Consider the following 22,314-nt stretch of genomic DNA (forward strand, 5'->3'; position numbering starts at 1 on the left):
GAGATCTGATATGAAGATGCGCAATGCGTACTTTGACTCCGTATCTTTCGTCGGACTTATGGGGGCCGTGACTTCGGCATTGATCGCCGGCCCGGCGCTGGCGCAGCAGCGTCCCGTGGCGGCTACGGCCGATGCGCCGGACGAAGCCGCCACCATCGTCGTTACCGGGTCGCTGATCCGCAACACGACGAAGGACGCAGCCTTGCCGGTCGATGTCCTGACCGCGGCGGACCTGATCAATCGCGGTTCGCCGAGCCTGCTCGACCTGACCAAGAACCTCGCCAGCATGGGGCCGGTCCTGGGGGACAGCAACCAGTTCAGCACATTGGCACAGGGCGTCGTCGGCACCGGTTCGGTCAATCTGCGCGGGCTCGGGCCGCAGCGCACGCTGGTGCTGCTCAACGGCCGTCGCACCACCACCACCCCCGATGTCGGCTCCTTCGGCGTCGATACCAATTTGCTGCCGATCGCTGCCGTCGGCCGCATCGAAATCCTCAAGGACGGGGCCGCTGCCACCTATGGTTCCGACGCCATCGCCGGCGTCGTCAACTTCATCATCCGCACCGATCTCAACGGCTTCGATGGCGGCGTCCAGTACAAGCTCATCAACGGCTCGGCGGGCGATTACACGGCCGATCTGGCCTGGGGCTGGCAGGATGACCGGTCGCGAGTCCTGCTCTCCGCCGGCTACCAGCACCGGTCGGAACTCAGCACGACCAAGCGCGACTGGACTCGCCCCGCCTATACCACCAACCCGTCGGGCTGGTCGGTGCTCGGGCAGCCGGGGTCGTTCCTGCCGCGCAACGGGGCGGCCCCCACCGCCGGCGTCCAGCGCGACGCCAATTGCAACGCCGTCGGCGGCTATGCCGGGTTTTCCGGCACGACCCCGGCCTGTTATTTCACCTATATCCCGTTCGACAATCTGGTCGAAAAACAGACGCGCTATCAGCTGTATGGGGAAGCCAATACCGAGCTGACCGACAAGGTGACCCTGCATGTCGAGGCGCTCTATGCCAAGACCGATGTGCCCGGCATCCGCTTCAGCCCCTCCTATCCGCCCACATCGGGGCCCAATGGCCCCGGCAGCGTCAACGTCTTTTCCGTCACCAGCGCCGGCCCGACGCCGTTCGCCAACAACCCCGGCGCGCTGACCGCGCTGACCCAGGCCGGCCTGTCGCCGGGGGCGATCGCTGCGACGAACAACATCGGCCTGACCCTGTGGCGCCCGCTCGGCAACGGTGGCAACCCGACCACCGGCGGGCTGGGCGGGCAGAAGGGCTTTCGCAACTACGATATCTACAGGGTCTCGGGTTCGGTCGACTATCGCATCACCGAAAACTTCGGCTTCAACGGCGCCATCACCTATTCCGATGAAACCACCAACACGATGACGACCGATATCCAGATCGATCGCCTGCAACGCGCGCTCAACGGCCTTGGCGGCCCCAACTGCAACGGCATCGCCTTCGGCAGCCCGGGGTCGACCTGCCAGGCGTTCAATCCCTTTTCGAACGGCTATGGCACCAATCCGTCGTCGGGCCAGACCAACCCGGGCTTTGTTTCCGCCAATGCCAACAGCAATGATCTCGTCGCCTGGCTGTTCGATTCGCCGGCATCGACGCGCCGGCAGAACCTGTTCGTCGCCGACGCGGTGTTCGATGGCAGTTTCGATGTCGGCCTGTCCGGCGGGCCGATCGGCTTTGCCATCGGGTCGCAGTTCCGGTCCGAAAAATATGAAAGCTCGACCGCGTCGTTGCTCAACGACCAGCGCATCACCCCGTGCCCGGTCCCCGGCGTCACCAACTGCCAGTTCCGCACCGGCCCCTATATCTTCCTCGGCCAGGCCCTGCCCAACACCGTCAAGGGCCAGGTCTGGGCGGTCTTCGGCGAAGTCGCGGTGCCGATCACCGAACGCTTCGACCTGCGCGGCGCGCTGCGCTTCGAAGACTATGGCGGCCTGACCGGATCGACGCTCAACCCCAAGGGGTCGGTGCGGTGGAAGCCGCTTGACTGGTTGACCCTGCGCGGTTCGATCGGCACCACCTTCCGCGGCCCGACGCCGAATGACCGGCGCACCGGCGGCGTCACCGGCCTGTCGGGAATCATCGCTGCCGGCAACAATTTCAAGTCGGTCGATTTCCTCGGCAACCCCTCCGTCGGCCCGGAAACCGCCTTCACCTATAATGTCGGCGCCATCGTCGCGACCGGCGGGCTGCGCGCCAGCGTCGATTTCTGGAACTATGATTTCAAGGACCAGATCGTCACCGTTCCCGCCAATGTCATCGCCACCGCGGTCGCCGGCACCGGCAACGGCACCCAGACGGTCAATTGCGGCAGCCCGCTGCGCGACCTGATCACCTTTGCCAGCGGCAACGCCTGTATCCAGGGCGTCACCATCGGCAACGACATCGCGCGCGTCCGCTCCGATATCGTCAATGGTGCCAAGATCCACGTCCAGGGCATCGATTTCGAAGTCAGCTACACCTTCGACGATGTGATGGGCGGCACGCTCGAAATCGGCGCCAACGCCAGCCACACGCTGAAATGGGACCAGGAGGCGTTCAGCGTCGGTGGTGTGCTGGTCAGCCCGGCCTATTCCGCGGTCGGCTTCACCAACTACGACCGTTTCCCCGGCACCATCTCCGCCTGGCGCGGACGCGGCAACATCAACTACAATGTCGACAAGCTCAACCTGCGCTACGAACTGGGCTATATCTCGGGCGCCACCGACAATCGCGCCCAGATCAGCGTGCAGGCCGGCATCGAGTCACCCACGCCGGGGGCGCCCATCCCGATCACCTTCGGCCAGCAGATCGGCGAATGGGTCACCCATGATTTCCACATCACCTATGAAACGCCGTGGGACATGACGCTGCAGGCGTCGGTGGTGAATATCCTCGATCGCGATCCGCCAAGTGCGCGGCTGGAGATCAGCTATGATCCGTTCATCGGCAATCCGCTCGGCCGCGTCTTCCAGTTCGGCGTTCGCAAGCGGTTCTAACTGCGGTAATCGGCGTTGATGCTGATGTAGCCATGGGTCAGGTCGCACGTCCAGACGCGGGCGCGGCCTGACCCGAGGCCGAGATCGACAGCGATCTCGACGTCTTCGCCGGCCAGATGCGCCGCCACCGGCGCCTCGTCATAGCCCGGCACCACGGCGCCGCCGGCGGCCACCTCGGTCGTCCCGAACCGGATCGACAGCCGGTCGCGGTCGGCGGCCTCGCCGGCCTTGCCGACCGCCATCACCACCCGCCCCCAATTGGCGTCGCCGCCGGCGATCGCCGTCTTGACCAGCGGCGAGTTGGCGATGCTCATGCCGATGCGATGCGCCGCGGCATCGGATTCCGCCCCGGTCACGCTGATGGTGATGAACTTGGTCGCGCCCTCGCCGTCGCGCACCACCAGCTGCGCCAGCTGGCGGCACAGGTCTGCAAGCGCTGCTGCAAAGGCGTCGGCGCCGGGCGAATCCCACCCGGTCAACGGGGCATGGCCGGCGGCGCCGGTGGCAAAGGCCAGCACCGTGTCCGATGTCGACGTGTCGCCATCGACGGTGATGCACGAAAAGCTCGTCGCATTGGCGCGGTCGAGCGCTGCCTGCAGGAAGGCCGGCGCTACAGCCGCGTCGGTGAAGATGAAGCCCAGCATCGTCGCCATGTCGGGGGCGATCATCCCCGACCCCTTGATGATGCCGGTCAATGTCACCCGCGTGTCGCCCACCAGCGCCGCGGTCGTCGCTGCCTTGGCAAAGGTGTCGGTGGTGCCGATCGCCAGCGTCGCTGCGTGAAAATCGCCGGTTCCGAGCGCCGCATGCGCCGCCGTCACCCCTGCCACCGCCTTGTCCTGCGGCAATGGAACGCCGATGACGCCGGTGGAGGCGGCGAACACCGCCTCGGGCGCGCAGCCGACCAGCGTCGCCGCCGCCGCCGTCTGCGCCGCCGCCGCCTGCCGCCCGGTCAGCCCGGTGAAGGCGTTGCTGTTGCCGGCGTTGACCACCAGCGCCCGCGCCTGGCCGCCGGCCAGCCGCTCGCGGCACAGCTCGACCTCGGGCGACGGGCAGCGCGACCGGGTCAGCACGCCGGCGACGCTGGTGCCGGCCGCCAGTTCGACCAAAGTCACATCGGCGCGGCTCCAGTTCTTGTAGCCGGCGGTGGCGGTGCCGATGCGGACGCCGGTGATCGGCGCCAGGGCGGGGAAGGGGCGGGCGAGGGGCGAAATGGTCATGCCGGCGTCTTGCCGAGCAGCGGCGCCGAAGTCGAGAGCCGACTGGCGGCATTGACTCAAACCCGCGCTGCCCCTATGGGCGACGACTTGATTTTGCGGCCTCGCGCCGTGCACCCATCGCCTGCGGGATTTTGACATGAAGCGTACCTATCAGCCCTCGAAGCTCGTTCGCGCCCGCCGCCACGGCTTTCGCGCCCGCATGGCGACCGTCGGTGGCCGCAATGTCATCCGCAACCGCCGCGCCCAGGGCCGCAAGAAGCTGTCCGCCTAACGCTGGCGCATGCCGCGATGACGCCTGAGACGATCAGGCTGCGGCGCGATTTCCTCGCCGCCAACAAGGCGCGGCGGGTGGTGATGCCCGGCTTCATCCTGCTCGTTCGCCCGCGCAACGACGGCGACCCCAAGATTCGCGCCGGCTATACGGTGACCAAGAAGATCGGCGGCGCCGTCGTCCGCAACCGCATGAAGCGGCGTTTTCGCAGCCTGGCGCGGGCGCTGCTGCCGACGCAGGGCCTGGCCGGTGCCGATCATGTGCTGATCGGCCGCGAAGACGCCCGGACCCGCGATTTCGCCAGCCTCCACGCCGATCTCGAACGCGCGCTCGCCAAGGCGACCCGGTGAACATCGTCAGCCGCGTGCTCATCGTCCCGATTCGCATCTGGCAGCTGACGTTTTCGAAGCTACTGCCGCCGACCTGCCGCTTTTCGCCGTCATGCTCGGCCTATACGATCGAGGCGTTGCGGCGGCACGGGCCGTTGAAGGGCCTTTGGCTCGGGGCACGCCGCCTCGGCCGCTGCCACCCCTGGGGACCATCGGGCTATGACCCGGTCCCCTGACACGCTATAGGGCGCTGCCACTGCTGTCCGGCCCTGCCTGCCGGACTCGCCATTTGCCGAAGAGAACCGAGTTTGTGAGCAAAGACACGCGCAACATCATTCTCGCCTTCCTGCTGTCGGCGCTGGTGCTGATGGGCTGGCAGATCGCGGCGGACCGCTATTTTCCGGCCGCTGTCGCACCGCCGGCGGTGGTGGCGGACAGTTCCGCGCCGGCGGCGCCAGCCGCGACGCCGGGCGTCGTGGCAGCGCCGGGCGGCGCCGTCCCCGGGGTCGGCGCCGCCGCCGCCAGTGGCGATCGCGCCACCATTCTGGCCGCCACGCCGCGCGTGACCATCGCCACGCCGCGCGTGTCGGGGTCGATCAACCTCAAGGGTGCGCGCTTCGACGATCTGGTGCTGCCGCCCTATCGGTTGACCATCCTCAAGGATTCGCCGCCGGTCCGCATCTTCAGCCCCAGCGGCACGAAGGACGCCTATTTCGGCCAGTTCGGCTGGGTCGGTGCCGGCGCGCCGCCGGTCGATGCGCTGTGGACGGCCGATCGCGCCACGCTGACCACCGCCGCGCCGGTGACGCTGCGCTGGATCAACCCGGCCGGTGCGGTGTTCGAACAGATCATCGCGATCGACAAGGATTTCATGTTCACGGTGCGCCAGCGGGTGACCAACCCCGGCCCGGCACCGCTCAGCCTGCAGACCTGGGGCCTTGTCTCGCGGCTTGGCGAAGGCGCCGAACAGACCAGCTTCAACATGCACATCGGCCCCGTTGGCGTCACGGACGGCACGCTGCGCGACAGCGAGGTCGAATATGAAAAGCTGCGGGACGATGGCCCCAAACGCTACACCACCACCGGCGGCTGGCTCGGCATCACCGAAAAATACTGGCTGGCAGCGGTCATCCCCGATCAGAAGATGAAGGTCGATGCGCGCTTCGCGGCGGCGCCGGGCGACCTGTTCCAGACCGATTTCCTCGGCCCGGTGACGGTCGTCGCCCCCGGCGCCACGCAGGACGTCACCGGGCATTTCTTCGCCGGCGCCAAGGAAATCAGCCTCCTCGACAGCTATATGACGCGCCTCGGCATCCCGCATTTCGACCTGGCGGTCAGCTGGGGCTGGTTCATCATGCTGGCACAGCCGATCTTCCACCTGCTCGAATGGCTGTTCCATGTCACCGGCAACTTCGGCGTCGCCATCATCGGGCTGACGCTGATCGTTCGCGCCGCGCTGTTTCCCATCGCCAACAAGCAATATGAATCCATGGCCAAGATGCGGATCATGGGCCCCAAGATGAAGGCGCTGCAGGACCGCTACAAGGACGACAAGGTCAAGCAGCAGCAGGAGATCATGGCGCTGTACAAGGCCGAAAAGGTCAATCCGGTCGCCGGCTGCCTGCCTTTGCTCATCCAGATCCCGGTGTTCTACGCGCTCTACAAGTCGCTGATGGTGTCGATCGAGATGCGCCACCAGCCGTTCGTGCTGTGGATCAAGGATCTGTCGGCACCCGACCCGCTGACCCCGCTCAACCTGTTCGGCCTCATCCCCTGGACGCCGCCGGCGATGATCGCGCTCGGCGTCTTCCCGATCCTGCTCGGCCTGACGATGTGGCTGCAGCAGAAGCTGGCGCCGCCGCAGGCCGATCCGGTCCAGCGCCAGGTGTTCGCGCTGATGCCCTGGGTGCTGATGTTCGTCATGGCGCCGTTCCCGGCCGGGTTGCAGCTCTACTGGATCGTCAACAACCTCGTCTCGATCGGGCAGCAATGGTATATGCTGCGCAAATATCCGATGCCCGCCACGCCCGCGGCGGAAACCGTGACAGTGGCGGCGACGCCGGCCAAGGTGACGCCGACCAAGGGAACACCCGCCAAGCCGCGTCCGGCACGCCCGAAATGAACGAGGACCTGACCGATCCCGCCGCCGACAAGGCCGAAGCCAAGCGCATCGCCTGGGATCTTGAAACCGCGCGCCGGCTGTTCGCCGGGCCGGTGGAATTCCGCCTGTCGGCGCCCGAACTGGAATTCCTGCCCGCCCCCGACGTGTCGGAAATCGCCTTTGCCGGGCGCAGCAATGTCGGGAAATCGTCGCTGCTCAACGCGCTGACCGGCCGGCAGGGGCTGGCGCGCGCCTCCAACACGCCGGGGCGGACGCAGGAACTCAACATCTTCGATGTCGGTGAACCGCGCGTCTTCCGCCTCGTCGACATGCCCGGCTATGGCTATGCCGAAGCCCCAAAGGACCTGGTGGCGCGCTGGAAGCGGCTGATCTTCGATTATCTGCGCGGCCGCGTCGTGCTGAAGCGGGTGCTGGTGCTCATCGATGCCCGCCACGGGCTGAAGCCGGTCGACCGGGAGATCATGACGATGCTCGACAAGGCGGCGGTCAGCTACCAGGTCGTCCTCACCAAGGCCGACAAGATCAAGCCGAGCGAACTCGCAACGACGATGGCCAAGGTCGAAGCCATCGCGCGCACCCATGTCGCCGCCTATCCCGAAATCCTGGCGACCAGCGCCGAAACCGGTGCCGGCATCCCCGAACTGCGCGCCGCGGTCGTGCTGGCGGCAAAATCCTGACAACCGCTTCCTCCGGCATCATCCGTCCGCCCGCATTCGGTGTGACTTTCGAGACTTTCGCCCCGGTCGCATGCGGTCCACGCCGCCCTTTCGGCCGGCGCGCAACCGGGCTATGACCCGGGCGCAACCAACCGGGGGCCGTCCATGAAGCTCGTCATCGCCAATCGCGCCTATTCGAGCTGGTCGCTGCGCGGCTGGCTGGCGGCGAAACAGTCCGGCCTGCCGTTCACCACCATGCTCGTGCCGATGGACACGCCCGAATGGAAGTCGGGCGCGGCCAAGATCGACATGCCGTCGGGCAAGGTGCCGGTGCTGTGGGACGGCAAGACGCCGGTGTGGGACAGTTTCGCCATCATCCTGTGGCTGTCGGATAAGGGCGGCCACGATCGCTACTGGCCGCGTGAACTGCCCGCGCGCGGCCTCGCCTATGCCATGGCGGCGGAAATGCACTCGGGTTTTCCGGCGCTGCGCGCGGGTTGCCCGATGAACCTGAAGGAACGCTTTCCGTCGTTCGCTCCCACGGCCGAGATCATGGCGGAAGTCGCCCGCGTCGATGCGCTCTGGTCGCAGGCGCGCGCCGAGCATGGCGCCGATACCGACCTGCCCTGGCTCTTCGGGCCATTGAGCGCGGCCGACATCATGTATGCGCCCGTCGTCACGCGCATCGACACCTATCATCTGCCGGTCAGCCCGGCCGCCCGCGCCTATGTCGACGCCATGCTCGCCCATCCCTGGATGGCGGAATGGATCGCCGAGGCAAAGGCAGAAACCTTCCCATTCGACCGCTACCCGGTGGCGGGTGGCGTCCCCGCGTGAAATCGGAGAGTTCGATGAAGCTGCTGCTGTCCGCCGCCGTCATTCTTGCGGCCGTCCCCGCCGTCGCCGCCGAGCCGAGCTTCTCGCCCGACCGGGTCAAGGCGCATGTCGCCTTTCTTGCCGATGACCTGCTCGAAGGCCGCGGCACCGGCACCCGCGGCTATGACATCGCCGCGCGCTATGTCGCCTCGCAATTCGCCGCCGCCGGCCTGAAGCCGGGCGCCCGCGACGGCAGCTGGTACCAACCCGTCACCCTGTCCGAAACCCGCCTCGATGGCCCGGCGAGCCTCACGGTTACCGGTGCCGGCGCCGACAAGACCGTCTGGGACCATGGCAGCGAAGCAATCGTCAGCCCCAGCCAGCTGGAAACGCAGACCGATGTGTCGGCGCCGCTGGTCTTTGCCGGCTTCGGCCTCGACGCGCCGAAACAGGGGTTCGATGACTATGCCGGGCTGAATGTGCGCGGCAAGATCGTCGTCGTGCTCAGCGGCATCCCCAAGGGGCCGCCCGACGAGGTGCTGGCGCATCTGGGCACCGAAAAGGCGCGCATGGCGGCGGCGCGCGGCGCCATCGGCGTCATTACCATCCCGACGCTGCAATCGGCCAAGCTCCGCCCCTGGGACAAGCTGCAGGCGACCGCCAGCGTGCCGCGCATGACCTGGGTGCAGACCGATGGCACGCCGTTCGTCGCGGCGCCCGGAATCCGTGCGTCGGCCGCGGTCAGCAGCAAGGGCGCCGAAACCCTGTTCGCCGGTTCGCCGACGCCGCTCGCCGCCGTCCTTGCCGCCGCCGATGCCGATCGCGGCCATCCCAAGGGCTTTGCGCTGAAGACCAGCGCCCGCATCACCGCCACCTCGGCGCGCCGCACAGTCACCAGCAGCGAAATCGTCGGCCGCATCGAAGGCAGCGACCCGGTCCTCAAGAACGAGAATGTCGTGCTGATGGCGCATCTCGACCATCTCGGCATCCGGCCCGAAAAGTCGGGCGACAACATCTACAATGGCGCGCTCGACAATGCCGCCGGAGTGGCCGTGATGCTGGAGGCGGCGCGCGCCTTCGCCAGCGACGAAAAGGCGCCGAAGCGGTCCTTGCTGTTCGTCGCCAACACCGCCGAGGAAAAAGGCCTGCTGGGCGCCGAAAGCTTCGCCAACGACCCGCCGGTGCCGATCGACAGCATCGCCAGCGTCGTCGATCTCGACCAGCCGCTGCTGCTCTATCCGTTCACCGACGTCATCGCCTTCGGCGGCGACCATTCGACGATGGGCGCCTCGATTGCCAAGGCCGTCGCCAAGGCCGGCGTGACCCTGTCCCCCGACCCGATGCCGGCGGAAACCATCTTCGTCCGTTCGGATCACTATACGTTCGTGAAGCGCGGCGTCCCGGCGTTGCTGCTCGCCACCGGCTTCGCCAATGGCGGCAAGGCGGCGTGGGAACATTTCCTGTCGACCGACTATCACCAGCCGAGCGACGACATGAAGCAGCCGATCGACTGGGACGCTGCGGCCAAATACGCCCGCGTCGGCTATCTGATCAGCAAGGAAATCGCCGACGCACCCGACCGGCCGCGCTGGTATGCCGGGGACTATTTCGGCACCACGTTCGCGCCCAAGGCCGCCAAAGCACCGGCGCCCGCCGCCAAGTGACCGGATCCATCGATCCCGTCGCGCTGGCGCAGGATCTCATCCGCTGCCCCAGCGTCACCCCGGCCGACGCCGGGGCGCAGGCGGTGCTGGCGTCGGCGCTGACGGCGCTCGGCTTTCGCGTCGAGCGGCTGACCTTCGGCGGCCCACCCGACGGCCCCATCGACAATCTGTTCGCCACCATCGGCAGCGGCAGCCCGCACTTCGCCTTTGCCGGGCACACCGATGTCGTGCCGGTCGGCAATCCGGCAGCGTGGAGCGTCGACCCCTTCGCCGCGACCATCGCCGATGGCCGCCTGATCGGCCGCGGCGCCAACGACATGAAGAGCGCCATCGCCGCCTTTGTCGCGGCAGCCGCCGCCCATGTCGCGCGCGGCGCGCCCGGTCGCCTGTCGCTGGTCATCACCGGCGACGAGGAAGGCCCGGCCAGCTTCGGCACCGCGCCGATGCTCGAATGGCTGGAAGCCAACGCCCTCGTCCCCGATCTTTGCCTCGTCGGCGAACCGACATCGGCGCGCCGGCTCGGGGACATGATCAAGGTCGGCCGGCGCGGGTCGATCAACGCCTGGATCACCGTCAACGGCGCCCAGGGGCATGTCGCCTATCCCGATCGGGCCGACAATCCGGTCACCCGGCTGGTGGCGATCCTGGCGGCGCTGAAGGCGCGTCGGCTCGATGACGGCAATGCCTGGTTCCAGCCGTCGAACCTCGAAGTCACCGACCTTGCCGTCAACGGCGGTGCCGGCAACCCGGCGACCAACATGACGCCGGCAACCGCCGGCGCCCGCATCAACATCCGCTTCAACGACCACCACAGCGGCGCCGCGCTGGAAGCGTGGATCCGCCGCACCGTCGCCGAACACGCCCCGGCGGCCGATCTGGAGATCAAGATCTCGGGCGAAGCCTTTCTGACCGAGCCCGGCGATTTTTCGTCCCTCGTCGCCGCCGCCGTCACCGACGTCACCGGCCTGGTCCCCGAACTGTCGACCAGCGGCGGCACGTCGGACGCGCGCTTCATCCGCCGCCTCTGCCCGGTGGTCGAATTCGGACTGCCTGGCGCAACGATGCACAAGGCCGACGAAAGCGCGTCGCTCGCCGACATCGCGGCGCTGGCGGCGATCTACGACGGCGTGCTGCGCCGGGTGTTTTTCGCATAAGGCCGCGCCTGCCGCCCCAGCCAGTCCCCGAACCGTACCATCGCCGCTTGCGCCCGGTCCTCGCTGACCGCGAACGAGAAGCGGACGAAATGATGCCCCTCGACCGGGTCGAAGTCGATGCCCGGGGCGATCGCGACCCCGGTTTCGGCGAGCAACTTCTGGCAGAAGGCCATGCTGTCGCGCGTATAGTCGCCGACATCGGCCCAGATATAAAAGGCCCCGTCGGGCGGCGCGATCCGGCCCAGCCCCAGTTGCGGCAGCGTGTCGAGCAAATGCGCCCGGTTGCGGCGGTAGGTCTCGCGATAGCCTTCCAGCACGTCGGTCTCGTCCATCGCCACCAGCGCCGCGTGCTGGGACAGCGTGGGCGGCGTCAGATAGAGGCTGCCGACATAGGCGCGCAGATGGTCGGCGGTGCCGGGCGGGGCGACGATCCAGCCGAGCCGCCAGCCCGGCATCGACCAATATTTCGAAAAGCTGTTGATGACGATCGCGTCGGGGTCGAACTCCAGCATCGAATGCGCCGGCGCGCCATAGTCGAGGCCGTGGTAAATCTCGTCGGCGATGATCCGCACCCCGCGGCGCGCCGCCGTGGCGGCCAGCGCCGCAAGCCCGGCCGCGTCGATCATCGATCCCGTCGGATTGGCCGGGCTGGCGACGATCAGCCCCGCCGGCGCTTCGTCCAGCGCCTCGATGTGGCGGGCATCGATCTGGTATCGCGTCGTGGCATCGGCGCCGATTTCCACCGGGACGCGGCCCAGCGCCGCCACTGCGTTGCGATACGCCACATAGCCGGGCCGAACGAAGGCAATGCGGTCCCCGGGGCAGAACAGCCCGGCAATCGCCAGCGCCAGCGCCGGGCTGGCCCCGCAGGTCAGCAGGATGCGGTCGGCATCGATGGCGAGGCCATGGCGGTCGCGATACAGCGCCGCGATACGTTCGCGCAGGGCGGGGCTTTCCCAATAGCCGCCCGCCTCGCTGTCCAGCCTGGCATGGGCGGCGGCGATCGCCCGCGGCGGTGCGCCGGTGGATGGCTGGCCGAATTCCATGTGGAACACCGGGCGTCCTTCGACCGACAGGCGATGCGCCGCGCGGGAAATCGCCATGGCATGAAATGGCGCCACCGGCGCCGGGTTGCAGGGCGCTCTAGGCGCTGCGTTGCAAGGCGCCTCTCGCGCCGGGTCGATTGCGACGGTTGTCATGCAGGGGCCTTATCGCAGTGCCGCCCGCGGCGCGAGGCCGATCCGTGCGATCCGCCCCAGCAACGATTCAGGCGACGGCCGCACCGCAATCGCTGCCGGCAACACAGCGATGCTGCGCAGATATTGCGCCGCGCAATCGCTGAAAATGCACAAAGACCCGGCGTCTGCAACGCCGGGTCCCTGTCATGTCCGCAACGAAAAGGCCGGCGGGTCGCGATCCGGCAACCGGCCGTCTGCTGCTACTTGAGGTGCTGGGCCAGATATTTGTTCATCTCGAACATGGTGCACTCATCACGGCCAAAGACCTTCTTCAAGGCTTCATCGGCGATGATGACACGCTTGTCGGTCGGCTTTTGCAGATTGTGCTTGCGGATATAATCCCAGACCTTGCTGACGACCTGACCGCGCGGCAATTTTTCTGCACCGACGATCACAGCAAGTTCGGGCGATGGCGTCAGCGGCTTCTGCAATGCGTCCATTTTCTTGCCTGCCGGCTTCGCTGCTTCTGCCATTGTGCTCCCCTTGTCCACGCATATGAGGTCATCCAACAGCGGAGCCTCTTGTTAGCTGAAAAATACTTAGCCGAACTTGGCGGTCGCGCAACCGTCTCCATGGCTCCTCGACCGAAGTTTCGGCCATTTCGGAGCGTTCCATGGCCTGCCGGACACAGTCCGGCCGGGCCTGGTCCGCCATTACGCTCCGGCGACCCGACCACCGGCATGACGCACCAGCGCGCCCGCCAGTTCCATGTCGAGCAGAACGGTCGCGACGACAGCGGCCGGCAGCTGCGACAGGCGGACGATCTCGTCGATGGCGACGGGCGTCGGCGACAGCAGCCGCGCGACTTCGGCGCGTTCGGCGTCGCCGGCATCGGCCGCCATTTCCCCGCGCCACGCGCCCGGTTCGGCAATCTTGAAGCGCAGGCCGAGCTGCGACCCGGCGCCCTGGCCGAACGCCGACAGCGCCTCGATGACATCGGCCGCCGACTGCACCAGGGTCGCCCCTTCGCGGATCAGCAGGTTGCAGCCCTGGGCACGGGGATCGAGCGGCGATCCCGGCACCGCCATCACTTCGCGGCCGGCCTCGGCGGCGACGCGGGCAGTGATCAGCGATCCCGACCGCGGCGCCCCCTCCACGACCAGCGTCCCGGCCGCGAGGCCGGCGATGATGCGGTTGCGGCGCGGGAAATGCCGCGCCTGGGGTTCGACGCCCGGCATCTGTTCCGCCAATATCAGGCCCTGTTCGGCGATTTCCGCCATCAGCGCCGCATTTTCCGGCGGATAGACGATGTCGACACCGCCGGCGACGACGGCGACGGTGCCGCCCTGCATGGCGCCCTGATGTGCCGCCGCGTCGATGCCGCGGGCAAGGCCGGAGACGACGACCATGTCCTCCGCCGCCAGGTCGGTGGCCAGTTGCCGGGCGAAGCGCACCCCGGCGGCGCTGGCGTTGCGCGCGCCGACGATGGCCACCGCCGGGCGATCGAGCAGCCCGGTGTCGCCGCGCGCTGCCAGCACCGGTGGCGCCGTTTCCAGGTCGGCGAGCAGGCTGGGATAGGCCGGCGTGCCGATGAACAGCATCCGCGCTCCGATCCGGTCGAGCGCCGCCAGCTCCGCCTCTGCCGCTGCGGCGGACGCCACCACCAGCGCGCGTCCGCCGCGGCGGGCGAGGTCGGGCAGGGCGCGCAGCGCGGTCGCCGCATCGCCGAACCGCGTCAGCAGCTGGCGATAGGTGACCGGGCCGATACTGTCGGTCCGGATCAGGCGCAGGCGCGCGATGGCATCGGCGATCGGCAGCGCATCGCCGCAGGCCGGCGTCACTTCGCGCCGATCCGGCTTTCGGTGCCGGCGCGCAGGCGGGCGATATTGTCGCGGTGTTTCCAGACCAGCACCGCCGCCATCAGCGCCAGCGCGATCGCCGAATGGGCAAAGCCGAGCAGCGCCGCCGCAACCGGCGCCGCCACCGCCGCGAGCAGCCCGCCGACGGACGAATAGCGCGTCAGCGCGGCCCCCGCCGCCCAGACGATCAGCGCGATGACCCCGGCAACCGGCACCGCGGCCAGCGTCACGCCGAGCAGCGTGGCGACACCCTTGCCGCCCTTGAAGCCCAGCCAGACCGGATAGCAATGGCCAAGGAACGCGGCGACGCCGGCGAGCATGCTCGCTTCGACCCCGCCGAACTGGCGCGCCAGCAGCACGGCGACCGCGCCCTTTCCGGCATCGAGCAGCAGCGTCGCCGCGGCCAGACCCTTGTTGCCGGTGCGCAGGACGTTGGTGGTGCCGATATTGCCCGACCCGACGGTGCGGATATCGACGCCGACGGCACGTGTCAGCAACAGCCCGAACGGGATGCTGCCGAGCAGATAGCCGATGCCGATCCAGAGCAATGACGTCGTCCCCATGGTGCCGACGGTAGCGGTGATGGGAAGGCGCGCGCAAGCGCCGATGGTTTGGCGCGGCCCGCAGCGGGCGGTTGCCGCGCCGCCGCCGCGACCCTAAACCGGCATCATGACCACCACGCTTGCGCTTGCCCTTGCCCAGTTGAACGCCTCGGTCGGCGGCCTTGCGGCCAACACCGATGCCATCCTTGCGGCGCGAGCGAAGGCCCCGGCGGCTGACCTGGTGGTAACGCCCGAATTGTCGGTCATCGGATACCCGCCCGAAGACCTGGTGCTCAAGCCGGCGCTGGTGACAGCGGCGATGGCCCATGTCGAACAGCTTGCCGCCGCCACCGCCGATGGCGGGCCGGCGCTGCTGGTCGGGGCGCCGCTGGTCGAGGACGGCCGGCTGCACAATGCCATGTTCCTGCTCGACGGCGGAAAAATCGCCGGCATCACCCGCAAGCATGACCTGCCCAATTACGGCACCTTCGATGAAAAGCGGGTGTTTGCGGCCGGGCCCCTGCCGGGGCCGCTGGCGTTTCGCGGGCTGCGCCTCGGCGTGCCGATCTGCGAGGACATGTGGACCCCCGATGTCACCGAATGCCTTGCCGAAACCGGCGCCGAAATCCTCATCGTCCCCAATGGCTCGCCGTTCGAAACCGGCAAGGGCGACCGCAGGCTCAGCCTCGCGGTGGCGCGGGTCACCGAAACCGACCTGCCGCTGGTCTATCTGAACCGGGTTGGCGGCCAGGACGAGCTGGTCTTCGACGGCGCCAGCTTCATCGTCAACGCCGACCGGACCCTGCCGCTGCAGATGCCCGATTGGGAGGAAGCCGTCGTCATCAGCCATTGGACGCGCAGCACGCTCGGCCACCACTGGACCTGCGCCGCCGGGGCCCTGGCGACGCTCGACGCGGATCCTGCCGACATTTACCACGCCATGCTCGTCGCGCTCCGGGACTATGTGAACCGCAACGGCTTTCCCGGCGTCGTGCTGGGGCTGTCGGGTGGCATCGATTCGGCGCTGTCGGCGGCGGTCGCCGTCGATGCGCTGGGGGCGGACCGGGTGTGGTGCGTGATGATGCCGTCGCCCTATACCAGCCGCGACAGCCTGGAAGACGCCGCCGAATGCGCGCGGCTGCTCGGCTGCCGGCTCGACACCTTGGGCATCGGCCCGGCCATGACGGCGTTCGACGCGATGCTGGCGCCCCTGTTCGCCGGCAGGCCGGCCGATACGGCGGAGGAGAATATCCAGTCGCGGATCCGCGGCCTGTCGCTGATGGCGCTGTCGAACAAATTCGGCCCGATGCTGCTGACCACCGGCAACAAGAGCGAGATGAGCGTCGGCTATGCGACGATCTATGGCGACATGGCGGGCGGCTATTCGGTGCTGAAGGACGTCTACAAGACGACGGTGTTCAAGCTCTGCGAATGGCGCAACGGTCACCGCCCGCGGCTGGCGATGGGGCCCGCCGGCCCGGTCATGCCGCGGCGTGTCATCGACAAGCCGCCGTCGGCGGAATTGCGCGACAACCAGACCGACCAGGACAGCCTGCCGCCCTATGACCTGCTCGATCGCATTCTCATCGGCCTTGTGGAGAATGAACGCGCCGCCGCCGACCTTGTCGCCGAAGGGCTGGATCCGGCGGTGGTGGCGCGGATCGAACGGTTGCTGTCGCTTGCCGAATACAAGCGCCGACAGGCGCCGCCGGGGGTGAAGATCGGCTCGCGCAACTTCGGCCGCGACCGGCGCTACCCGATCACCAACGCCTTCCGCACCGCCTAGCCGCGTCGCCGCGCCAGTGCCGCAAAGGCCAGATAGCTTCCGGCCATGGCGGCGGCATGCGCCAGCGCCGCGCCGGTCGCGCCCAGCGGCGGCACCAGCATCAGCAGCAGCAGGATCTGCACCGCCGCCGCCGCGCCCATCACGGCATAGACCGCGCGGTTGCGGCGCTGGAACTTCAGCTGCGTCGGCGCCAGCGCGAAGGTCACGCTGACAGCCGTGGCCAGCGCGAGCAGCCGCAGCGGAGTCGCGCCGGCAGCGGCAAAGTCCGGCCGGAACAGCCCGAGCAGCACGCCCGGAAAGCCCAGGCAGACGATCAGGAACCCGGCCAGCAGCGGCAGCAGCCACGCCCGGCGCCGGCGGTGGAGCGCGGCAATCCCCGCCGCGTCGCCGGCCGCCATCAGCACGCCGAGTTCGCGGCCATAGGCGCGGTTGGTGGCGGTGGCGAGCACGGCCGCGAGGCCAGTGGTGGCCATGGCAGCGGCAAAGGCACCCAGCGCGGCGCCATCGGCGCCGATCCGCTCCAGTGCCAGCAGGCTGGATTGCGCCAGCAGCGCCTGCGCCAGGCGATGGAACAGGAACGGCCGCGTTTCGCGGCGCCAGCGGGCGGTGTCCGCAACCGGCGCCGCCGCCCGGATGCGCGGGTCGATGGCCGGCCGCAGCGATACCAGCATCAGCACCAGCGCCGCCAGCCAGCCGACACCCCAGGCGCCAATGGCGAGCACCGCCGATGGTGCGACGCCCAGCGCCGGCGCCGCCGCGAATAGCGCCAGCGCCAGCGCCGGTACCGCGACGCGAAAGATCGCCAGCGCGCGGAACGGCCGGCCGGCGGCGGTCAGCAGGTCCACCCCGTAATGCGCCAGCGCCCCCGCCGGCAGCGCCAGGCCGGTGACCAGCACGGCCCGCGCCATGTCGTCATCGCCGGCGATCGCGGCCAGCACCACCAGTGCCGCCGCGATCGTCGCTGCCACCGCCGTTCGCCGGACACCGAAGCGCAGGAAGCCATGCGCGCCGCCCCAATCCCGGGCGCGCATCAGGATCGGCCAATGGCGGAGTGTATATTTCTCCGCGCCCAGCGGCGCCGCCACGGCAAGCAGAACGAACACGGCAGACGCAACGACATAGGCTTCGAAGCCGGCAATCGACAGGCGCCGCGCTGCCATCACGGTCATGACATAGCCAAGTGTCTGGCCCAGCGCGGCAAGCGGAACGAGGCGGCTTGCAGAGTCCCACCGCAGCATTTTCCAATTCTCCGGAATCGACGGTCACAGTCCCATATGTGCCGCTATTTGAACGTCATTTGGCGAAATCTGCGCCCGAATGACCGGTTATCTGCCGTCATGGCGGCGTTGACGCAACCATGGCGAGACGACTAGGGGAGCCGATCGTTACGGGCAGAACCGGGGAAGCCCGTGCCGTATCTTCGGGGGGAACAATCGCATGCGCCGCAATCGCCGAGACGTCTGCAAGGCCGGCGTGGCCGCCGCCGGAACGTGCCGGACCCGCGCACTGGCATGGTCGGCGATGGCATTGATGGCGTCCGCCCAGACGGCATCGGCACGCGCGGCCGACCAAGCGCCTGCCGCTGCGTCGATGCTGGTGACGGCGGCCGGCGTGGCCAATGAACAGGCCGGTGCCGTTTCCGATGCCGGCAAACCGCCATTCGATGCTTCGCTTTATGTGAAGGACGACGGCACCGATCATTATTATGCCGGCGTTCCCGATGTGGCGATGCAATTGTCGAACCCGGTCGCGGCGTTGATCAGCGTGCCGCTGCAGTTCAATTTCGATGGCGAAGTCGGCCCGGCCAACGACGGGTCCCGGATCAGCCTCAACGTCCAGCCGGTCATCCCGATCAGCCTGAACAACGACTGGAACTTGATCTCGCGCACCATTGTGCCGGTGGTCTGGCAAAAGGATGTCTTTCCCGGCGCAGGCAGCCAGTTCGGGATCAGCGACACGGTCCAGAGTTTCTTCCTCAGCCCGGCGCGGCCGAGCGGCATCGTCTGGGGCGTCGGCCCCGTCGTGCTGTTGCCGACCGGCACCGATGACCTGCTCTCGACGCGCAAATGGGGCGCCGGGCCATCGGCCTTGCTGCTGAAGCAGAGCGGGCCATGGACGGTGGCGGTGCTGGCCAACCAGATCTGGTCCTTTGCCGGCAACAGCAGCCGATCGAACGTCAGCCAGATGCTGGTCAACCCCTTTGTCACCTACACCACGCCGACGGCCTTCACCGTCGCCGTCGCAGCGGACGTGATCCGTGATTGGGAAGGCAAGCGCTGGACAATGCCGGTCATCGTCAACGGGTCGCAGATGACTCGTGTCGGCGGTCAGCTCGTCCAGATCGGCGGCGGCCTTCGCTATTATGTCGTCAGCAATCCGGTGTCGCCGCGCGGCTTTGCGGCCCGGTTCACCGTGACCCTGTTGTTCCCGCGCTAACCGTTTTTGCGCATCCCGCATCTGGCGTCGATGGCACCAAGGTGCCCCCGCAAAACAATTCGGCAACCAGCGGCAACGCTAATTCGGTAATAATCGAACGGCTCCCTGAAACGATTGCCAAATCAAAGACAAGCGCGTTGCTCGATAACGCCGGAAGGACTGGTCGCTTGGCCGAAGTCGGCGCTTTCTTGCGACGAACCGCTCGACATTTCATGGCGATTTCATTGACACGGCAAAGCTGTCGGCGATAGGGCGACAGCGAAAGACCGCGGCGTTCGTGCCGGGTTTTTTGGGGGGATGCGCCATGAACTTCAATCGTCGCGATGTGATCAAGGCGGGCGGAGTCGCCGCTGCGGCGACCATGGTGTCGGGCGTGGCTGGCGCTGCCGGCGCGGCGGCCCGGTCTTTCGACATCAACGCCAGCTTTGCCAATTTCCTGAAGGACTTCGGCGCCACGCCGGCCGATGCGGGTGGCAAGGTCACCTTCACCGGCCAGGACCCGATCATCCGCAGCCATTTCCGGGTCGGCGCCGCCATGGCGCTGCCGGCCATGGGCTCTGCAGTCGGCGCCGCGGCGATCTGGCGGGAACGCACCGGCCAGGCCCAGGATCTGACGGTGGACCTTCGCGAGTCGGTCTACAACGTCAACCCGTTAATCGCCGCGATCCTGCTGATGGCGCAGCGCGAGGGGACCATCCCGGCCGCCGATGCGATCCCGCGCGACTTCATCAAGCCGACCAACAACGGCCTGCTGCTTCAGGCGCCGGTCGGCTTCGGCAACCCCATGACCTTCGTGCCGTTCGAGACGAAGGACGGGCGCTTCTTCAACATCACCGGTGCCTATCCGCATCTGAACGAGCGGGCGCTGCGCACCATCAAATCGCCTCCCGGGCGCGACAATATCGTCAAGGCGATCAAGGGCATCAATGGCTTCGAGCTGGAGGAAGCGCTTGCCGCCAATGGCGGGGTCGGCGTCGTCCACCGGACGACGGAAGAATGGCTCGCCCACCCCGAAGGCAAGGCGCTCGCCGCCGTTCCGCTCGTGGAGATCATCAAGATCGCCGATGGCCCGCCGGTGCCCTGGACCGCCGATCCGACGCAGCCGCTGTCCGGCTTGAAGGTCATCAGCAACACCCATGTCATCGCCGGCACCTGCTCGGCCCGCACCCTCGCCGAATATGGCGCCGAGGTGCTTCATATCGCTCGCGACCAGGCGTTCGAACACGAAGCGCTGGTTATCGATGTCAATGTCGGCATGCGCTCGACCTTTGTCGACCTGCGCGACCCGGCACAGAACAAGCGGCTGAAGGGCCTTGTCCCGCAGGCCGATGTCTTTGTCGAGAATTTTCGTGTCGGCACGCTCGACCGCCTCGGCTTCGGGCCCGAGGAACTGGCGAGCGGCCACAAGGGCATGATCTACCTGTCGTGCAATGCCAACAGCTGGGACGGTCCCTGGGCAAAGCGCGGCGGCTTCGACATGGAGGGCCTGTCGTGCTCGGGTTTCACCATCGGTGAAGGCGGTGGCACCGGCGTGCCGCGCTTCCCGCCGACGCTGGTGATGAACGACTATATCGCCGGCTATCTCGGCGCCTGCGGCACGATCGCGGCGCTGCGGCGGCGGGCGAAGGAAGGCGGCAGCTATCATGTCCGCGTCAGCCTGACCCGCGCCGCCATGTGGTATGCCAGCCTCGGCCGCTTCCCGGACGTCAATTTCGATCTTTCGGGGCCCGACAATCGCCTGATCGCGCCCGAACTGCTGGTCGCGGCCACGCCCTATGGCGAGTTGCGCCGGCTGGGGCCCCAGGTCAAATTGTCGAAGACGCCGGGCAAGTGGCGGACGCCGCTGGTCGCGGTGCGCGGCGCCGATACGGTCAATTGGGCGTGATGCTGCGTGCCGCGCTGCTTGTCGGCCTGATCGCCCCCCTGGTCGCCCTGCCGGCGCTGGCGCAGACGCCGCCGCCGGCCGATGATCTGATCGTCAGCCCCTATCCCGAACTGCTCAAGGGCACGCTCGGAGTGGAAGGCGACCTGGAGGAGGATGCGACGCCGCGCACCTCGGTGCTCAACGACACGCCGGCGCTGTCCCCCTGGTTCGCCTGGAAGGCGCGCATCCAGGAAGCCACCGGCATCAGCTTCGGCGGCTCCTATGGCGTGTTGTGGCAAGGCTTTTCGAACAGCCGGTTCGGGGAAGAAAACGCCGTCGGCCACAAGTTCACCTTCAATGCGTCGAAGGCCCTGATCAACGCCGGCAAGCCCAACGCCCTGACCTTCGATATCGCCATCGAGGATCGCCGCCCGCTCGGCACCGATTTCGCGCCATTGCAGGCCGGCATCCTTGCCGGCGCCGGGTTGCCGACGGCGGCGACCTGGGGCGATTTCAACCTCGGCATCACCCAGGCCTATATCCGCCAGACGGTCGCCGGCGGACGCTTCCAATATACGGTCGGCAAGATCTTCGCGCCCAATTTCGTCGATGCCTATCCGTTCTTCGACGACAACCGCCAGTTCCTCAACCTTGCCTTTTCGACCAGCCCGACGATCGCGGTGCCGCTGCGCGGCTTCGGCTTCGTCGGCGCCGCCTATCCGGGCGCCGGCAGCCTGTACGTCAAGGCCGGGATGTTCACCGCCAACAGCGACGATACCGGCTCCACGATCGGCGATTTCTTTTCGAAGAACGAGCATTTCTACTTCGTCGAGCTCGGCCAGACCCAGTTCGCGCGCCGGCCGATCCCCATCCATGCTCGCGGGCCGATGGACGCCAACAACATCCATGTCACCGCCTGGTATCGCGATCCGCTGGCGCTGCGCCCCGGGCTCAGCCCGCTGCTGCGCCCGCGCGACAAGGCCTATGGCGTCGCCTTCAGCGCCAACCGCATGATCGGCACCAATTACATGTGGTTCCTGCGCGGCGGCGTCGGCACCGGCGGCTTTGCCAAGGTCAATGTCTCGGGCGGCTTCGGCTATCGTCCGTCGGCGCGCACTGCCGATCTGTTCGGCCTCGCGGCCGGCTGGAGCAACCCCGACATTCCCGACATCACCGTGCCGCTGCCGGTGCCGCTGCCGACCAGCCTGCCGTCGCAGACGGTCGGCGAAGTCTTCTACCGGCTGGCGCTGACCCCCAATTTCGCCGTGACGCCGGATTTCCAGTTCATCCTCAACCCGTCGCTCGATCCGCGCCGCGACACCTTGTCGGTGTTCAGCCTGCGCGCCCGGCTGTCCTTCTGATCGCAGTTCCGCTTGCCATCCTGCTGGGGCTGTTCGGCCTGCCGAAGCCGCCCGC

19 protein-coding genes are annotated in these 22,314 nt (G+C 67.8%); 13 read left to right on the forward strand and 6 right to left on the reverse strand.

What is annotated here, in order from left to right:
- The first annotated feature begins 67 nt into the window (after positions 1 to 67).
- Positions 68 to 3,001, forward strand: coding sequence for a TonB-dependent receptor domain-containing protein (locus tag GGQ62_RS11860; RefSeq protein WP_167649599.1), 2,934 nt, complete (start codon positions 68 to 70; stop codon positions 2,999 to 3,001).
- On the opposite strand, the gene argJ is transcribed toward GGQ62_RS11860, so the two are convergent.
- Complete coding sequence (argJ, locus tag GGQ62_RS11865) at positions 2,998 to 4,221, reverse strand: bifunctional glutamate N-acetyltransferase/amino-acid acetyltransferase ArgJ (protein ID WP_152577136.1); 1,224 nt, start codon at positions 4,219 to 4,221, stop codon at positions 2,998 to 3,000. The genes GGQ62_RS11860 and argJ overlap by 4 nt on opposite strands.
- 136 nt (positions 4,222 to 4,357) lie before the next feature.
- On the opposite strand from argJ, the gene rpmH reads away from it, so the two are divergent.
- The 8 genes from rpmH to dapE all read left to right on the forward strand — a co-directional run bounded on the left by rpmH (position 4,358) and on the right by dapE (position 11,233).
- Positions 4,358 to 4,492, forward strand: coding sequence for a 50S ribosomal protein L34 (gene rpmH / locus GGQ62_RS11870; RefSeq protein ID WP_152577135.1), 135 nt, complete (start codon positions 4,358 to 4,360; stop codon positions 4,490 to 4,492).
- Positions 4,493 to 4,509: 17 nt separating this feature from the next.
- Complete coding sequence (gene rnpA / locus GGQ62_RS11875; RefSeq protein ID WP_153401180.1) at positions 4,510 to 4,842, forward strand: ribonuclease P protein component; 333 nt, start codon at positions 4,510 to 4,512, stop codon at positions 4,840 to 4,842.
- A gap of 2 nt (positions 4,843 to 4,844) precedes the next feature.
- A complete protein-coding gene (gene yidD, locus GGQ62_RS11880; RefSeq protein ID WP_152577696.1) occupies positions 4,845 to 5,057 on the forward strand; it encodes a membrane protein insertion efficiency factor YidD in 213 nt (70 codons plus the stop codon).
- 74 nt (positions 5,058 to 5,131) lie between these two features.
- Positions 5,132 to 6,943 (forward strand): membrane protein insertase YidC, encoded by a 1,812-nt coding sequence (gene yidC / locus GGQ62_RS11885; RefSeq protein WP_152577134.1) that lies wholly within the window; start codon positions 5,132 to 5,134, stop codon positions 6,941 to 6,943.
- Positions 6,940 to 7,620 (forward strand): ribosome biogenesis GTP-binding protein YihA/YsxC, encoded by a 681-nt coding sequence (gene yihA, locus GGQ62_RS11890; RefSeq protein ID WP_153401176.1) that lies wholly within the window; start codon positions 6,940 to 6,942, stop codon positions 7,618 to 7,620. The genes yidC and yihA overlap by 4 nt, the downstream gene beginning before the upstream one ends.
- Before the next feature lie 144 nt (positions 7,621 to 7,764).
- Positions 7,765 to 8,436: a glutathione S-transferase gene (locus GGQ62_RS11895; protein ID WP_152577133.1), complete on the forward strand. Its 672-nt coding sequence runs from the start codon at positions 7,765 to 7,767 to the stop codon at positions 8,434 to 8,436.
- A 14-nt stretch (positions 8,437 to 8,450) separates the two neighbouring features.
- A complete protein-coding gene (locus GGQ62_RS11900) occupies positions 8,451 to 10,079 on the forward strand; it encodes a M28 family metallopeptidase (protein WP_152577132.1) in 1,629 nt (542 codons plus the stop codon).
- Positions 10,076 to 11,233 carry a succinyl-diaminopimelate desuccinylase gene (gene dapE / locus GGQ62_RS11905; RefSeq protein WP_152577131.1) on the forward strand — a complete coding sequence of 386 codons (1,158 nt, stop codon included), beginning with the start codon at positions 10,076 to 10,078 and terminating at the stop codon, positions 11,231 to 11,233. Before GGQ62_RS11900 ends, dapE begins: the two co-directional genes overlap by 4 nt.
- Here the strand turns inward: dapE and GGQ62_RS11910 are convergent.
- The 4 genes from GGQ62_RS11910 to plsY form a co-directional block, all read right to left on the reverse strand.
- Positions 11,197 to 12,336, reverse strand: a complete 1,140-nt coding sequence (locus GGQ62_RS11910; protein ID WP_243446066.1) for a pyridoxal phosphate-dependent aminotransferase — start codon at positions 12,334 to 12,336, stop codon at positions 11,197 to 11,199. The two genes, dapE and GGQ62_RS11910, sit on opposite strands and share 37 nt — an antisense overlap.
- 335 nt (positions 12,337 to 12,671) lie before the next feature.
- Positions 12,672 to 12,944: an SWIB/MDM2 domain-containing protein gene (locus tag GGQ62_RS11915; RefSeq protein WP_152577129.1), complete on the reverse strand. Its 273-nt coding sequence runs from the start codon at positions 12,942 to 12,944 to the stop codon at positions 12,672 to 12,674.
- A gap of 180 nt (positions 12,945 to 13,124) precedes the next feature.
- Complete coding sequence (gene dprA, locus GGQ62_RS11920) at positions 13,125 to 14,252, reverse strand: DNA-processing protein DprA (protein WP_243446622.1); 1,128 nt, start codon at positions 14,250 to 14,252, stop codon at positions 13,125 to 13,127.
- Entirely contained in the window at positions 14,249 to 14,833 is a 585-nt protein-coding gene (gene plsY / locus GGQ62_RS11925; RefSeq protein WP_152577128.1) for a glycerol-3-phosphate 1-O-acyltransferase PlsY, read from the reverse strand. The genes dprA and plsY overlap by 4 nt, the downstream gene beginning before the upstream one ends.
- A gap of 106 nt (positions 14,834 to 14,939) precedes the next feature.
- On the opposite strand from plsY, the gene GGQ62_RS11930 reads away from it, so the two are divergent.
- Positions 14,940 to 16,598 (forward strand): NAD+ synthase, encoded by a 1,659-nt coding sequence (locus GGQ62_RS11930; protein WP_152577127.1) that lies wholly within the window; start codon positions 14,940 to 14,942, stop codon positions 16,596 to 16,598.
- On the opposite strand, the gene GGQ62_RS11935 is transcribed toward GGQ62_RS11930, so the two are convergent.
- Positions 16,595 to 17,836, reverse strand: a complete 1,242-nt coding sequence (locus tag GGQ62_RS11935) for a hypothetical protein (RefSeq protein WP_152577126.1) — start codon at positions 17,834 to 17,836, stop codon at positions 16,595 to 16,597. The genes GGQ62_RS11930 and GGQ62_RS11935 overlap by 4 nt on opposite strands.
- A gap of 199 nt (positions 17,837 to 18,035) precedes the next feature.
- On the opposite strand from GGQ62_RS11935, the gene GGQ62_RS11940 reads away from it, so the two are divergent.
- From GGQ62_RS11940 to GGQ62_RS11950, 3 genes are all read left to right on the forward strand, one after another.
- The gene (locus tag GGQ62_RS11940; protein WP_207790479.1) at positions 18,036 to 19,034 is read left to right on the forward strand and encodes a hypothetical protein; all 999 of its coding nucleotides are present in this window, start codon (positions 18,036 to 18,038) and stop codon (positions 19,032 to 19,034) included.
- 304 nt (positions 19,035 to 19,338) lie between these two features.
- A complete protein-coding gene (locus GGQ62_RS11945; protein WP_152577125.1) occupies positions 19,339 to 20,919 on the forward strand; it encodes a CoA transferase in 1,581 nt (526 codons plus the stop codon).
- The gene (locus GGQ62_RS11950; protein WP_243446105.1) at positions 20,919 to 22,259 is read left to right on the forward strand and encodes a carbohydrate porin; all 1,341 of its coding nucleotides are present in this window, start codon (positions 20,919 to 20,921) and stop codon (positions 22,257 to 22,259) included. Before GGQ62_RS11945 ends, GGQ62_RS11950 begins: the two co-directional genes overlap by 1 nt.
- Positions 22,260 to 22,314: the final 55 nt, after the last annotated feature.

It is taken from the genome of Polymorphobacter fuscus, assembly GCF_011927825.1.
Taxonomy (GTDB): domain Bacteria; phylum Pseudomonadota; class Alphaproteobacteria; order Sphingomonadales; family Sphingomonadaceae; genus Sandarakinorhabdus; species Sandarakinorhabdus fusca.